The following is a 13,872-nucleotide window of genomic DNA, read 5'->3' on the forward strand; positions in this document are numbered from 1 at the left end:
GAGGGGCACTCGATTCCCGGTGCCTTCCGACGCCATCCGCCAGGCTGTCAGCCGTTCACGAGTTGAGATAGGTGAGGACCGCGAGCACGCGGCGGTGATCCCCGTCACTCTGCGACAGGCCGAGCTTCAGGAAGATGTTGCTCACGTGCTTCTCGACGGCACCGTCGCTCACCACGAGCTGCCGGGCCACCGCCGAGTTCGTCCGTCCTTCGGCCATCAGGCCGAGTACCTCGCGTTCCCGCGGTGTAAGCCCCGCGAGCACGTCCTGCTTGCGGCTGCGGCCCAGCAGTTGCGCCACGACCTCCGGGTCGAGCGCCGTGCCGCCCTCCGCGACCCGCACCACCGCGTCGACGAACTCCCGAACCTCGGCGACCCGGTCCTTGAGCAGATAGCCCACGCCGCGGCTCGACCCGGCGAGCAACTCGGTGGCGTACTGCTCCTCCACGTACTGCGAAAGGACCAGGACCCCCAGATCGGGGTACTGACTCCGCAGATACACCGCCGCGCGCACGCCCTCGTCGGTGTGGGTCGGAGGCATCCGCACATCGGCGACGACCACGTCCGGCAGGGCGTCCTGCCCGGCCAGGTCGGTGATCGTCTTGATCAGCGCCTCGGCATCACCCACACCGGCGACCACATCGTGCCCCCGGTCGGTGAGCAGGCGGGTCAGGCCCTCCCGAAGCAACACTGAATCCTCGGCGATGACGACCCGCACTTTGTCCTCCATTTTTTGGCCCCCCGGCACTTTTGGCCCCCCGGCGCGCTTGTCTGGCCGGCGTCGGTCCGACAGCGGTCGCGTAGGCCGAACACTCGGCTCCTCAGTATCGCGCGATCCGCCGCCGGCCACCGGGCCGGTGGCCGGACCGGTGCGGCCGGTGCGGCCGGGACCGCAGGACAGCGGGCGGCCCCGGCTCTGGGGGAGCCGGGGCCGCGCGCGGGTTGGCGTCGGGGGCGGGATGGGTGTCGGGGGTGGGTGTCAGGGTCAGGGTCAGGGTTGGTGTCGGGTCAGGCCTTGCGCCACGGCAGTTCCGCCGTGACCGTCGTCGGGCCGCCCGCCGGCGAGTCGACGACCAGGATTCCGTCGACCGCGTCGAGCCGCTCCGCGAGGCCCGCCAGACCGGAGCCCGCCGACACGTCGGCGCCGCCCGCTCCGTTGTCGGTCACCTGGAGCATCAGCCGGTCCTCGGCCCGCCAGACGTCGACGCTCGCGGCGTCGGCCCCGCTGTGCTTGCTGATGTTCTGCAGCAGCTCGGAGACCGTGAAGTACGCGATGCCCTCGATGGCCGCCGCCGGGCGGCTCGTCAGGTCCACCTCCACCTGGACCGGCACCGTGCACCGGGCGGCCAGCGAGGAGAGCGCGGCGTCCAGGCCGCGGTCGGTGAGGACGGCCGGGTGGATGCCCCGGGCCAGATCACGCAGCTCCTGCAGCGCGACCTTCACCTCGCCGTGCGCCTCGTCCACCATGCGCGCCGCGGCCTCCGGGTCCTCGGCCAGCTTCTCCTTGGCGAGCCCCAGATCCATGGCGAGGGCGACCAGGCGGGCCTGCGCGCCGTCGTGCAGATCGCGCTCGATGCGGCGCAGATCGGCGGCGGCGGTGTCCACGACGACACCGCGGTCCGACTCCAGTTCGACGACGCGGGTCGCGAGCCGCGAGGGGCCGAGCAGCCCGAACACCATGACGCGGTCCACGGTCGTCAGGGCCCGCAGGATCCACGGAGTGGCCAGCGTGACGAGGAGACCGGTCGCGGCGGTGATGCCGAGCTCGAACGGGTTGTCGAGGTAGATGCGGTGGCCGTCGTCGCCCCCGTAGAGCTGGATGCCGTCCTGCCCTCCGTACATCGGGAAGAGCCAGAACCAGAGCGGATACGTCAGCATCAGCCAGCCGTACGACCAGAACAGCACCGCCACCGTGAACGAGAAGAGCGACCACGGCAGCATCAGCAGCGAATACAGCACGTGCCGCCAGGACGCGCCGCTCTTCAGGACCGCGCCCATGAGCGCGAGCAGGCCGCCGCCCTTGGGCCGCAGCGGCTCCGGCGGCGCGATCTCCAGTCCGAGCAGCCCGCGCGCCCGGGTCCGTTCCAGGGCGCCGATGCCGCGGCAGCCGGCCAGACCCGCCGCGAGCACCGGGATGCCGATGAAGGTGATCAGGAGGCCCGCGCCGAGCGAGAGCATCGTGATGGCGAAGACGAAGGACGTGATGCCGATGGGGAGGCTCAGCAGAGTGTAGCCGAACTCCCGCCAGGTGCGCGCCTCGACGGGCGCGCGCAGCCCGGCCGGCAGGCGGTGCCGGCGCCGCTCCTCGACGTCGGTGCCCCGGAGATCCGGCCGGTCCATCCGCGCGTACCCCTGTCCGTATTCCGTGGCCATCGCTGCCGTCCGTTTCTGCGTCTGTGGCTCTGAAGCCCTGTGGCTCTGTGGCCCTATGGCTCTGTGGCCCTGTGGCCCTATGGCTCTGTGCTGCTTGGTGTGTCTGCTGTGGGTGCCCTGGTTACAGACTCGTCGGCGCGGCCGCTCGCGGCCATGGAGCGGGTCGGGGTCTTCCACCGGGGGTTTTCCCTACCCCACGCGGTCCCGCCACGGCAGCTCCGCCGTGATCGTCGTGGGCCCGCCCTCCGGGGAATCGATCACGAAGAGCCCGTCCACGGCGCCGAGCCGGTCCGCGAGCCCCGCCATGCCCGTCCCGCCGTCGAGCCGCGCCCCGCCGCGCCCGTCGTCCCACACCTGGATGAGCAGCCGCTCCTCGGAACGCCAGACGTCGACGCTCGCGGACCTCGCCCCGCTGTGCTTGCTGACGTTCTGCAAGAGCTCGGAGACCGTGAAGTACGCGATGCCCTCGATGGCGGCAGCCGGGCGCGCCGGAAGGTCGGCGGTCACCTTCACCGGGACCGTGCAGCGCGATGCCACCGAGGAGAGCGCGGCGTTGAGGCCGCGGTCGGTGAGGACGGCGGGGTGGATGCCGCGGGCCAGATCGCGCAGTTCCTGCAAGGCAAGCTTCACCTCGCCGTGCGCCTCGTCGACCATGGAGGCCGCGGCGTCCGGGTCCTCCAGGAGCTTCTCCTTGGCGAGGCCGAGCCCCATGGCGAGGGCGACCAGGCGGGCCTGTGCGCCGTCGTGCAGATCGCGCTCGATGCGGCGCAGGTCGGCGGCGGCGGTGTCCACCACCACGCCCCGGTCGGACTCCAGTTCGGCGATGCGCCGCTCCAACTCGTCGGACGGCGACAGCAGTCCGCGCACCATCGCCCGGTCGGCGTTGGTGAGGCCGCGCGCGATGAAGGGCAGCACGGGCCAGAGCACGAAGAGCCCGGTGAGGGTGACCGTGAAGGTCACCACGCCCCACGGCAGCCGGATGAACGCGTACAGCATGGTGCGCCAGCCCACCGGATCCTTGAGGTTCACCCACAGCCGGCTGAAGAAGTTCTGCCCGCGGTGCCCCGGCATCGGGCTCGGCTCGTCGACCCGGACGCCGAGCAGTTTCCTGGCCCGCCCCCGTTCGGCCCGGCCGATGAGGCGCGCGCCGAGCAGCCCCAGCGCGAGCAGCGGCAGACCGATCACCGTCACCGTCAGGCCGGTGCCCACGGCCAGCACGGTGACCGCGTACAGGAAGCCGGCGATGCCCGTCGGCAGGTTCACCAGGAGGTGCGCGATCTCCTTCCAGGTGTGCCGGTCGTACGCGAAGCGCGCGGGCGGCGGCCGGTCGTCCTGCGGAGGCGTGGTGCGTGCGGTCATACGCGCTAGGGTGCCCGGCCCGCCGCCGCGACGCCATGAGGGCGGCCGCCGGGGCAGCCGGGGGATAACCCCACCCCGGCCGGATCATTGCGTGACGCTCTGCTTACTGAACCTTTAGCAGGCCCTAGACTCCCGTGCGTACAGATCGTCGAAAAGGGTCGTCGAAAAGGGTCAGGGTCAGTAGTGACAGGCGGTCAGGGAGTGACAAGCGGTCAAGGAGTGAGGGAGTGACGTGCACGTGACGAACGTCGCGGCAAGCTACTACCAGTCGTACTCCGTCGTCGGACTGCTCGCCGTCGTGGGCGTGCTGTTCGTCGCCGTGGCCTTCGGCGCGGGGCGGCTGCTGCGCCCGGTGGTGCCGACCCCGGAGAAACTCCTGACGTACGAGTGCGGCGTCGACCCCGTCGGCGAGGGCTGGGCCCACACCCAGGTCCGCTACTACGTCTACGCGTTCCTCTACGTGATCTTCGCCGTCGACTCGATCTTCCTCTTCCCCTGGGCGACGGTCTTCGCCGCGCCCGGCTACGGCGCGACGACACTCGTGGAGATGTTCATCTTCCTCGGCTTCCTGGCCGTGGGCCTGCTGTACGCATACAAGAAGGGCGTCCTGACGTGGACGTGACCCCGGAGACCGAAGGGCGGCCGCGGCCCGTGCTGCTCCCCGAGCCGAAGAGGCTGGGCGCGCTCGCCCGCCTCGCCCCCGAGCCGATGAAGGTGGTCCTCAACTGGGGCCGCCGGTACTCCCTCTGGGTCTTCAACTTCGGCCTCGCCTGCTGCGCCATCGAGTTCATCGCCGCGTCCATGGCGCGCCACGACTTCATCCGGCTCGGCGTCATCCCCTTCGCGCCCGGCCCGCGCCAGGCCGACCTGATGGTCGTCTCCGGCACGGTCACGGACAAGATGGCACCCGCGGTGAAGCGCCTGTACGAGCAGATGCCCGAACCGAAGTACGTCATCTCCTTCGGCGCCTGCTCCAACTGCGGCGGCCCCTACTGGGACTCCTACTCCGTGACGAAGGGCGTCGACCAGATCATCCCGGTCGACGTGTACGTCCCCGGCTGCCCGCCCCGCCCCGAGGCGCTCCTCCAGGGCATCCTCAAACTCCAGGAGAAGATCGCACGGGAGTCGCTGGGGGAGCGGTACGGGCATGGAAACGGGTCCGGCACCGGGGTCGGTCCGGGCACGGGGGTCGGTCCCGGGAACGGGTCCGGTGCGCGTCCCTCGGCGGCCGCGCTCCGGAGCGGCCTGGTGAAGGCGCCCGCGCCGGGGGAGGACCAGGCATGACCGGCTGGCTGCCGAGCCCCGTCGAGGAGCTGTTCGGCGCGGAGGCGACGGCCGACGAGTCGTACGACGTACTCACCGTCGACGTACCTCCCGCCGCCTGGACCACCGCCCTGGAAACCGCCCGCACCACCCTCACCTGCACCTATTTCGACTGGCTGAGCGCGGTCGACGAACCGGGCACCGGCTTCAGGGTGGCCGCCCACGTCGTGGCGCTCTCTCCCGTACGCCGCCTTCTGCTCCGTACGACAGTCGCGCACGACGCCCCCGTGCTCGCCTCCGCCGTCGACGTCTACGCGGGCGCGGCCTGGCACGAGCGCGAGACGCACGAGATGTTCGGCGTGACCTTCGAGGGCCACCCCGGACTGACCCCGCTGCTCCTGCCCGACAGCTTCGAGGGCCACCCCCTCCGCAAGGACTTCGTGCTCGCGGCCCGCGTCGCGAAGGCCTGGCCGGGCGCCAAGGAGCCGGGGGAGTCCGAGCACGGTGGCCCCAAGCGCCGCCAGATGCTGCCTCCCGGCGTGCCCGACCCGAACGAATGGGGCCCTCTGAAGGGCCAGCTCCCTCCGGCACCGGCGCGTCCGGCGCGCGGGGCGGGGCGCGCCGGGGCTGCTGGGGCAGGTGCTGCCGGGGCGGCGGGCCGCGCCGCCGGCGAACGCCCCGTGCGGCGGTCCCGCAGCGTGAGCGAGGGCTCCGCCAGCCAGGCCGCGCCGACGCCTCCGGCGGCGAGCCCCTCGGCGACGCCCGCCGAGAGGGAGACGCCGGCCCGCCCCCCGAGGCGCGCGCGCAGCGCGAGCCAGGGATCGGCGTCGCAGCGGGCGCAGACGCCGCCCGAAGCCGCGGTGCCGGCCGAAGCTCCGGCTGTAGCTCCGACCGAAACTCCGGCCGCAGCTCCGGTCGAAACTCCGGCCGCAGCTCCGGCCGAGGCGGAACCCCAGGCTCCGCGCAGCTCCGACGCTCCCTGGCACCACGCCCGCCCGGCGTTCGACACCACGAAGCAGCCCGAGCCCGAGCCCCAGCCCGACCCCACGGCCGGGTCCGACCCCACGCCCGAGCCAGAGAAGCCCCGTACCGAGGACACTGGAGGGAACGAGTGAACGACGCCCTCGACGTCGCCCTGCGCCTCGTCATCGTCTTCGCGGCGTTCCTGGTCCTGCCCCTCGTCGTCGGCCAGACCGAACACAAGGTGATGGCCCACATGCAGGGCCGCCTCGGCCCCATGCACGCGGGCGGTTTCCACGGCTGGGCCCAACTGGTCGCCGACGGCGTGAAGTTCGCCCAGAAGGAAGACGTCGTCCCGGCCAAGGCCGACCGCCGCGTCTTCCAACTGGCCCCCGCCGTCGCCCTCCTCCCGTACCTCCTCGTCCTGGTCGCGATCCCGATCGGCCCCGGCGAGGGCGCGGTCGGCGAGGTCGTCGACGCGGGCATCTTCTTCGTGCTCGCGGTCATGGGCGTCGGCGTACTCGGCTCGCTCATGGCGGGCTGGGCCAGCGCCAACAAGTTCTCCCTCCTCGGCGGCCTCCGCACCGCCGCCCAGCTCCTCGCGTACGAACTGCCGATGCTGCTCGCCGCCGCCTCGGTCGCGATGGCCGCCGGCACGGTCTCGCTGCCCGGCATCGTCGACGCGTTCGAGTGGTGGTGGCTGCCCTGGCAGATCGTCGGCGCCCTCGTCTTCTTCGTCGCGGGCCTCGCCGAACTCCAGCGCCCGCCCTTCGACATGCCGGTCGCCGACTCCGAGATCATCTTCGGCGCCTACACCGAGTACACCGGCCTGCGCTTCGCCCTCTTCCTCCTCGCCGAGTACGCCGGAATCGTCGTCCTGTGCGGTCTGACCACCGTCCTCTTCCTGGGCGGCTGGCACGGCCCGTGGGGTGCCGACGGGCTCGGCTGGGTCTGGACCCTGCTGAAGACGGCGGTGCTCGCCTTCGTCGTCATCTGGCTGCGTGTCAGCTACCCCCGTCTCCGCGAGGACCAGCTCCAGAAGCTCGCCTGGACCCTCCTCGTCCCGCTCGCCCTCGCGCAGATCGCGCTCACCGGCATCGTGAAGGTGGCGATCAACTGATGCCTCCGATCCCCGGGTCAGGCCTCGCCAAGGGCCTCGCCGTCACCCTCCGCACGATGACGAAGAAGACCGTCACCGAGCAGTACCCCGAGCACCAGCCCGAACTGCCGCCCCGCACCCGGGGCGTCATCGGCCTGTTCGAGGAGAACTGCACGGTCTGCATGCTGTGCGCCCGCGAGTGCCCCGACTGGTGCATCTACATCGACTCCCACAAGGAGACGGTCCCGCCCGCCGCCCCCGGCGGCCGTGAGCGCAGCCGCAACGTCCTCGACCGCTTCGCCATCGACTTCGCCCTCTGCATGTACTGCGGCATCTGCATCGAGGTCTGCCCCTTCGACGCGCTCTTCTGGTCGCCGGAGTTCGAGTACGCCGAGACCGACATCCACGAACTCACCCACGAGCGCGACAAGCTGCGCGAGTGGATGTGGACGGTCCCGGCCCCGCCCGCCCTGGACCCCGGCGCCGAGGAGCCGAAGGAGCTCGCCGCCGCCCGCAAGACCGCGGAGAAACTGGCCGCCGCCGAAGCCGCCGAAGCCGCCGAAGCCGCCGAAGCCGCACCGCCGGCCACGCGTCCCGAGACGAAGGGCGAGGAGTCGTGAACGAGGTCGTGCACATCGCCGCCGAAACACACGGCTTCCTCTCCCCGACGGGCGTCGAGATCGCCTTCCTCCTGGTCGGCCTCGTCACGCTCGGCGCGGCGGTCATCACGGTCACGACCAAGCAGCTGGTGCACGCCGCCCTGTGGCTCGTGGTCGCGCTCGGCGGACTCGCCGTCGAGTACCTCCTGCTGACCGCCGAGTTCATCGCCTGGGTGCAGGTCCTCATCTACGTCGGTTCCGTGGTCGTCCTCCTCCTCTTCGGACTGATGCTCACCAGGGCGCCCATCGGCCGCTCCCCGGACGCCGACTCGGGCAACCGCCCGGTCGCGCTCGCGGTGGCCCTGACCGCTGCCGCCGCCCTGGTCTGGGTCGTCGTGGACGCGTTCCGCACCACGGTGATCGACCTGGACGGCGCCGCCCAGGGCTCCACCGACGTGACCGGCTCGGTCCTCTTCCGGCACTGGGTGCTCCCCTTCGAGGCGCTCTCCGTCCTCCTCCTCGCCGCCCTCGTCGGCGCGATCGTCCTGTCCCGCAAGACGGCCAAGGGCACGTCCGCCCCGGAGGGAGACCGCTGATGCACCTCCACCTCGCCTATCCCGCCGTCCTCGCCGTCCTCCTCTTCTGCGTCGGCCTGTACGGAGTGCTCGCCCGGCGCAACGCGATCCTGGTCCTGATGTCCGTCGAGCTGATGCTCAACGCCGTCAACCTCAACCTCGTCGCCTTCGACGTCTGGCTCCGCGACTCCCTCCACGCCGGCCAGGCCCTGACCCTCTTCGTCATCGCCATCGCCGCCGCCGAGATCGGCATCGGCCTCGCGATCGTCCTGGCGGTCTACCGCAACCGCGGCAGCTCCGCCGTCGACGAACTCCGCGACACCGCCGAGGCCGCCGGAACCGCCGAGGCCGCCGCCGAAGAGCCCGACCCCGCACAGCAGCCGCCGTCGGCGCAGACGTCGAAGAAGGCTGAGGCCACCGCGTGACCACGACCACCCTCGCCGTCCTCGTCCCCCTCCTTCCGTTCCTGGGCGCGGCCGCGGGCCTGCTCCTCGGCCGCCGTGCCCCCGGTCTCGTCCGGCCCCTCGCGGTACTGCCCACCCTGACGGCCCTCGTGCTCGCCGTGCTCGTGGCGGTCCGGCAGGGCGGCGGCACCGGCGGCGGCAAGGCCCCGGTCGACGCCGCGACCGAGCTCACCCCGACCGGCTCGGTCCCCATCGAGCTCGCCCTGCACATCGACGGCTTCGCCGCCCTCGTCGCCGTGCTGGTCGGCGTCGTCGCCTCCTGCGTGCAGATCTACTCGACGGGCTACCTCCGCGACGACCGGCGCTACCCCTCGTACGCCGCTCTCGTCTCCCTCTTCACCTCCGCGATGCTGCTCGTCGTCTACTCCGGCGACCTGATGGTGCTCCTGGTCGGCTGGGAGATCATGGGCATCTGCTCGTACTTCCTGGTGGGCCACTACTGGGAGACCCCCGAGGCGCGCGCCGCCTCCCTGAAGGCCTTCCTCGTCACCAAGCTCGGTGATGTCCCCTTCCTGATCGGTCTGTTCGCGCTCGCCGCCGACACGGGCTCCTTCCGCATCACGACGATCGTCGCGACGGTCACGGACGGCGGCCTTGACCACCCCACGCTCATCGCCCTGCTGCTCCTCGCGGGCGTGGCGGGCAAGTCGGCGCAGTTCCCGCTGCACACCTGGCTGCCCGACGCGATGGCAGGCCCCACGCCCGTCTCCGCGCTGATCCACGCCGCGACGATGGTCGCCGCCGGCGTCTACTTCGTGGCCCGGCTCCTCCCCGTCTTCGCCACCTCCGACGCGGCCCTGGTCGTCCTCGCCGTCATGGCCGCCGTCACCATGGCCGGTTCGGCCCTCGCCGCGCTCGCCCAGGACGACATCAAGCGCGTCCTCGCGTACTCGACGATCGGCCAGCTCGGCTACATGACCGGCGCCCTCGCCGTCGGCGACCGCGGCGCCGCCGTCTTCCACCTCCTGTCCCACGGCGCCTTCAAGGCGCTGCTGTTCCTCACCGCAGGCGTGATCATCCACGCCGCCGGCACCAACTCGCTGGCCGCCATGTCCCGTATGAAGGGCCTGCGCGACCGCGTCCCCGACGCCTACTGGACGATGACCGTGGCGCTCCTCGCGCTCGTCGCGATCCCGCCGTTCAGCGGCTTCTTCTCCAAGGAGGCCGTGCTCGGCGCCGCCGAGCACACGGCCACGGGCCACGCCGCGACCGCGCCCACCGCGGCGGGCTGGATCGTCCTCGTCGCCGGTCTCCTCACCGCCCTCCTCACCGCCGCGTACGCGACGCGGCTCTGGCTGCTCGCCTTCAACGGCAGGGGAGCCGAAGCCCCCCGGCACGGGAGGCAGCCCGTCGCCATGACCGCCGTGCTCTGGGTGCTCGCCGTCCCCTCCCTCGCCTTCGGTCTGACCGTCGGCGTCCTGCCGGACTGGTTCGACGGCCACTCGCTCGCCCCGACGCTCACCACCTCCGTCCTGGGCACGGGTCTGGCGCTCGTCGGCGGTGTGGTCACGTACGGCGCGTGGCGGCACACGACGGCGCTCACCGCCCGCTTCCCGATGGGCGCGGTCGCCGCGAGCCCGGACGGCGACGGCGGCCTGGTCGAGGCGGAGGCCATCGCCTCCCACACCCCCGCGTACGGAGATGTGGCCTCGGCACCGGACCCGGCCGACCCCGGCCGCCTGCTGCTCGGGCCGCTGCACCGGCACGCCGCCGCGGGCTTCCACCTCGACGCCGTCTACACCGCCCTGTTCGTGCGCCCCGTCCGGGCCGCCGCGGGACTCGTCCGCTTCCTCGACCGCGAGGTCGTCGAGACGTACGTGCGCGGTGCGGGCGCCGCACCCCGCTGGCTCGGCGCGGCCGTCCGCCGCGCACAGACCGGCAACGTGCAGACCTACCTGAGCGCGCTGCTCGCAGGCACGGTCGTCCTGGCCGTCGCCGCCGTCCTCGTCGCCACCGCCGGAGCGTGAGCAGCCGTGATCGGTATCAGTGAGTCCGTGATGCAGTTTCTTCTCGCGTTGATCGTCGTCGGCCCGCTCATCGGCGCCGTGGCCGCCCTTCTGCCGGTCCCGCCCGGGCTGAAGGGAAAGTCGCCCGACCAGGCCGTGCTGCGCCACGGCGTGACCGTGACCGGCGTGATCCTGCTCGCCGCGATCGTCCTCGCGCTCGGCTTCGACCATGACCAGCCGTCGAAGATGCAGGCCACGACCGATATCAGCTGGATCCCCGCACTCGACGTGCGCATCCATCTCGGCATCGACGGCATCTCGCTCCCCCTTCTGGTCCTGACCGCGCTGCTCACGTTCCTCTGTGCGCTGTACTCCTACTTCAAAATGCCTGCGGGCCCGTCCCCCAAGGCATTCGTCGCACTGATGCTCATGCTCGAGTCCGGCACCCTCGCGACCTTCGCCGTCCTCGATCTGCTGCTGTTCTTCCTGGCGTTCGAGATGGTGCTCATCCCGATGTACTTCCTCATCGCCCGCTGGGGCGGTGAGCAACGCACGCAGGCCGCCTGGAAGTTCATCCTGTACACCCTGCTCGGATCCGTCGTGATGCTGCTGGGCCTGCTCCTCATCGGGCTCAAGTCCGGCACATTCGACATGGTGGCACTCGCCACTGACAACGGCCGGGGCCTGACCACATCCGTGCAGGTCATCGCCGTTCTGGCGATCGGGATCGGGCTCGCGGTGAAGACGCCGATGTGGCCGTTGCACAGCTGGCTGCCCGACGCCCACACCGCCGCGCCGACCGTCGGCTCGGTCCTGCTGGCCGGCGTACTGCTGAAGATGGGTACGTACGGGTTCGTCCGGATCATTCTGCCCATCGCCCCCGACGGAATGCGGGAGTTCGCGCCGTACCTCGCGGCCTTCGCGGTCGTCGGGATCATCTACGGATCCCTGGCCTGCCTCGCGCTCGCCAAGCAGGGCGCGAAGGGCGACCTCAAGCGCCTCATCGCCTACTCGTCCGTCGGCCACATGGGCTTCGTCCTGCTCGGCATCGCGACGATGAGCCCGACCGGCGTGAACGGCGCACTCTTCGCCAACATCGCCCACGGCCTCATCACCGGCCTGCTCTTCTTCCTCGTCGGCGCGCTGAAGGACCGCACCGGCACCACCGACCTCGACGCCCTCGCACAGGAGTCCGGCGCCGCGCTCTACGGCAAGGCACCCCGCCTCGGCGGCCTCCTGGCCTTCGGTGCCGTCGCCTCTCTCGGACTGCCGGGCCTCGCCGGGTTCTGGGGCGAAATGCTCGCCCTGTTCGGCGCGTTCGAGCCCGCCGCCGACCTGAGCCGCCCGGCCTTCCTCACCTTCATGGCCATCGCCGCCTTCGGCACCCTGCTCACCGCCGCGTACATGCTCATCGTCGTACGCCGTGTCTGCATGGGCCCGATGCCGCAGACCGCCACGGCCGACGAGCCGGCCCCCAAGGCACTCGCCGACGTCCACGGTTACGAATTCGCCGCCTGGACCCCGCTCGTCGCCCTCACCGTCCTCGCCGGACTCTGGCCCGCGGCTCTCCTCGGCCTGACCGACCCGGCCGTGCAGAAGCTCCTCACTGGAGGCAAGTCGTGACCGTGGCCGCCGAAAGCGCCGCCAGCCTCGTCCAGTCCGTCGACTGGCTCGCGATCGCGCCGCCGACCATCGCCGCGGTCGTCGGCCTCGTCGTGCTCGTGGCCGACCTCTTCGTGAAGGACGACAAGAAGGCGCTCCTCGGCTGGCTCTCCGTGGCGGGCCTGGCCGCGGCCGCGCTCTCCCTGCTGCCCCTCCTGGACGACGACCGCTCGACCTTCTGCCTGACCGGCGGGGGCACGCACGCGTGCAGCTACACCGCCGACCGCTTCACCCTCGTCATCCAGCTCCTCGTCCTCGGCGGCGCCCTGCTCGCCGCCCTGCTCTCCATGAGCACCCTCAAGGACTCGGGCGACGAACTCCCCGCAGGGGAGTTCTGGTTCCTGCTGCTCTCCTCCGCGGCGGGCGCCGCCCTGCTGCCCGCCTCGCGCGACCTCGCGACGCTCATCGTCGCCCTCGAAGTCGCGTCCCTTCCGGCGTTCGCCCTCGTCGGCCTCAGGCGCGGCGACAAGCGCTCCTCCGAAGCGGCCCTGAAGTTCTTCCTCTCCTCGGTCACCGCGACCGCGGTGAGCCTCATGGGTGTGAGCTTCGTGTACGCGGCGACCGGCACCCTGCACCTCACGGAGGTCGCCACCAAGCTCCAGGAAGTCGACGGGCAGCTCCACACGCTCGCCCAGACCGGTGTCGCGCTCACCCTCGTCGGCTTCGCCTTCAAGGTGGCCGCCGTGCCCTTCCACTTCTGGGTACCGGACACCTACGTAGGCGCGCCCCTGCCCGTCGCCGCCTACCTCTCCGTCGTCGGGAAGGCTGTCGGCTTCACCGGCCTCATCCTCGTCACCGTCGTCGCCTTCCCGTCGTACGCGGATGTGTGGGGCCCCGCGCTCGCCGTCCTCGCCGCGCTCACCATGACCGCGGGCAACGTGGCGGCCCTGCGCCAGCAGTCCACGCGCGCGTACAGCGCGGTCCGCCTCCTCGCCTGGTCCTCGGTCGGCCAGGCCGGGTACCTCCTGGTCCCGATCGCCGCCGCCGGATACGCCGACAACGAAGCCGCCGCCGAGAAGGCCATCGGCTCCACCGTCGCGTACGCCCTGATGTACGCCGCCGTGAACCTCGGCGCCTTCGCCGTGGCCGCCCTCGTCGGCCGTACCCAGCGCCTGAACCGCGTCAGCGACTACCGCGGCCTGTACGCGCGCAGCCCCCTCGCCGCCCTCGTCCTCGGCTTCTTCCTGCTCTGCCTTGCGGGGCTGCCGCCCGGCATCATCGGTCTCTTCGCGAAGGTCACCGTCTTCTCGGCCGCCGTAGACGCGGGCCTCGGCTGGCTCGCCGTGGTCATGGCCGTGAACGTGGTGATCGCGCTCTTCTACTACCTCCAGTGGACGGCGCTCCTGTTCCGCGCCCCCGAGGGTGAGCCGGTCAAGCACCGCGTCCCCGCCCCGCTCACCGCGGCCATCGCGCTGACGGCGGTCCTCGGCATCGCGCTCTCCGGAGCGCCCCAGCTGGTCCTGAGGTTCTCGGACACCGGCCTGTTCTGACCGGCCCGCTCCGACAGGGCACTCCACGGCCGCGCCCCCGGGCACAGCCCGTCACCCGCGCGGCCTACACCGCTCATGCGTGCAC

At 71.7% G+C, this 13,872-nt stretch carries 13 protein-coding genes; 10 read left to right on the top strand and 3 right to left on the bottom strand.

The annotated features are described in order from the left end of the window. Positions 1 to 55: 55 nt before the first annotated feature. From ACZ56E_RS06695 to ACZ56E_RS06705, 3 genes are all read right to left on the bottom strand, one after another. Positions 56 to 727 (bottom strand): LuxR C-terminal-related transcriptional regulator, encoded by a 672-nt coding sequence (locus ACZ56E_RS06695; protein WP_398300122.1) that lies wholly within the window; start codon positions 725 to 727, stop codon positions 56 to 58. 278 nt (positions 728 to 1,005) lie between these two features. Further along, positions 1,006 to 2,370, bottom strand: coding sequence for a sensor histidine kinase (locus ACZ56E_RS06700; RefSeq protein ID WP_471211879.1), 1,365 nt, complete (start codon positions 2,368 to 2,370; stop codon positions 1,006 to 1,008). Between the two features lie 189 nt (positions 2,371 to 2,559). Further along, complete coding sequence (locus ACZ56E_RS06705; protein WP_471211881.1) at positions 2,560 to 3,729, bottom strand: sensor histidine kinase; 1,170 nt, start codon at positions 3,727 to 3,729, stop codon at positions 2,560 to 2,562. Positions 3,730 to 3,961: 232 nt separating this feature from the next. Here ACZ56E_RS06705 and ACZ56E_RS06710 point away from each other — a divergent pair, with 232 nt between their 5' ends. The 10 genes from ACZ56E_RS06710 to ACZ56E_RS06755 are packed head-to-tail and all read left to right on the top strand — an operon-like array spanning position 3,962 to position 13,787. Next, a complete protein-coding gene (locus ACZ56E_RS06710; protein ID WP_055547887.1) occupies positions 3,962 to 4,351 on the top strand; it encodes an NADH-quinone oxidoreductase subunit A in 390 nt (129 codons plus the stop codon). Further along, on the top strand, positions 4,342 to 5,013 hold the full coding sequence (locus ACZ56E_RS06715; protein WP_471211884.1) for an NADH-quinone oxidoreductase subunit B: 672 nt from the start codon (positions 4,342 to 4,344) through the stop codon (positions 5,011 to 5,013). The genes ACZ56E_RS06710 and ACZ56E_RS06715 overlap by 10 nt, the downstream gene beginning before the upstream one ends. Next, positions 5,010 to 6,107, top strand: coding sequence for an NADH-quinone oxidoreductase subunit C (locus tag ACZ56E_RS06720; RefSeq protein WP_471211886.1), 1,098 nt, complete (start codon positions 5,010 to 5,012; stop codon positions 6,105 to 6,107). Before ACZ56E_RS06715 ends, ACZ56E_RS06720 begins: the two co-directional genes overlap by 4 nt. Further along, positions 6,104 to 7,072, top strand: coding sequence for a complex I subunit 1/NuoH family protein (locus ACZ56E_RS06725; RefSeq protein ID WP_471211887.1), 969 nt, complete (start codon positions 6,104 to 6,106; stop codon positions 7,070 to 7,072). The genes ACZ56E_RS06720 and ACZ56E_RS06725 overlap by 4 nt, the downstream gene beginning before the upstream one ends. Next, entirely contained in the window at positions 7,072 to 7,671 is a 600-nt protein-coding gene (locus ACZ56E_RS06730) for a NuoI/complex I 23 kDa subunit family protein (RefSeq protein WP_471211890.1), read from the top strand. Before ACZ56E_RS06725 ends, ACZ56E_RS06730 begins: the two co-directional genes overlap by 1 nt. After that, positions 7,668 to 8,246, top strand: coding sequence for an NADH-quinone oxidoreductase subunit J family protein (locus ACZ56E_RS06735; RefSeq protein ID WP_468314200.1), 579 nt, complete (start codon positions 7,668 to 7,670; stop codon positions 8,244 to 8,246). The genes ACZ56E_RS06730 and ACZ56E_RS06735 overlap by 4 nt, the downstream gene beginning before the upstream one ends. After that, positions 8,246 to 8,650 (top strand): NADH-quinone oxidoreductase subunit NuoK, encoded by a 405-nt coding sequence (nuoK, locus tag ACZ56E_RS06740; RefSeq protein WP_471211892.1) that lies wholly within the window; start codon positions 8,246 to 8,248, stop codon positions 8,648 to 8,650. Before ACZ56E_RS06735 ends, nuoK begins: the two co-directional genes overlap by 1 nt. Then, the gene (locus ACZ56E_RS06745; RefSeq protein ID WP_471211893.1) at positions 8,647 to 10,656 is read left to right on the top strand and encodes an NADH-quinone oxidoreductase subunit 5 family protein; all 2,010 of its coding nucleotides are present in this window, start codon (positions 8,647 to 8,649) and stop codon (positions 10,654 to 10,656) included. Before nuoK ends, ACZ56E_RS06745 begins: the two co-directional genes overlap by 4 nt. Positions 10,657 to 10,662: 6 nt before the next feature. Further along, positions 10,663 to 12,258, top strand: coding sequence for an NADH-quinone oxidoreductase subunit M (locus ACZ56E_RS06750; RefSeq protein WP_471211895.1), 1,596 nt, complete (start codon positions 10,663 to 10,665; stop codon positions 12,256 to 12,258). Then, positions 12,255 to 13,787 carry an NADH-quinone oxidoreductase subunit N gene (locus ACZ56E_RS06755; RefSeq protein WP_471211897.1) on the top strand — a complete coding sequence of 511 codons (1,533 nt, stop codon included), beginning with the start codon at positions 12,255 to 12,257 and terminating at the stop codon, positions 13,785 to 13,787. The genes ACZ56E_RS06750 and ACZ56E_RS06755 overlap by 4 nt, the downstream gene beginning before the upstream one ends. The last annotated feature ends 85 nt before the right edge of the window (positions 13,788 to 13,872 follow it).

The sequence above is a fragment of the Streptomyces sp. NPDC039480 genome, assembly GCF_055597165.1.